Here is a 699-nt window from a genome sequence, read left to right on the forward strand (position 1 = left end):
TATAATCCATGGTCTATTGTAAAATACGCATCTAGTGGAAAATTAAAGCGGTATTGGGTAAACACAGGAGGAAATCAAATCATTAAAGATTCTTTGAAACAAGTATCACAGTCCTTTTTCGATGATTATCAGGAATTGATAGAAACAGGAAGTGTAGAAGTAATATGTGATTTAGAAAGTAATTATCAGGAAGAAGAAACAGATAATTATCTGTGGGCATTATTGATCAATGCAGGGTTTCTTACAATCATAGAAGAAGTACAAGAAGGAGATTATATCGTAAGGATCGTGAATGGAGAAACAAGAGCAGCATTATCGAAAATGATGTTAAGCCATTTAAAAGTAGATGAGAAAAAAATCAATAAAATGTTAATGGCATTAACAAATAAAGATATGCCAAGATTTAAGGAGTTATATACTAAAATCTTGATGGAAAGATACAGCTATTATGATTTAGATAGTGAAAAAGCACATCACATATTATTAGTGCTTCTTTTAGATAAGCTTCATGAAGAGTATGAAATACATAGTAATCAAGAAACAGGTACAGGAAGATGTGATATCTTCTTAAAGTCAAGAAAACAGAAACAGGATATCATATTAGAACTGAAATATTTAAAAAGTGAATCATATCAAAAAGATACTACAAACAGTTTAAAGAAAGAAGCAGAAAAAGCGTTAAAACAGATCATAGAAGAA

At 29.8% G+C, this 699-nt stretch carries 1 protein-coding gene; it reads left to right on the top strand.

The features are described from left to right. Positions 1 to 699, top strand: a 699-nt coding sequence (locus DW761_RS20905) for a PD-(D/E)XK nuclease domain-containing protein (protein WP_199485679.1), incomplete at both ends; no start/stop codon positions are given.

The organism is Absiella sp. AM29-15, assembly GCF_003434225.1.
Classification (GTDB): domain Bacteria; phylum Bacillota_I; class Bacilli_A; order Erysipelotrichales; family Erysipelotrichaceae; genus Hoskinsella; species Hoskinsella hominis.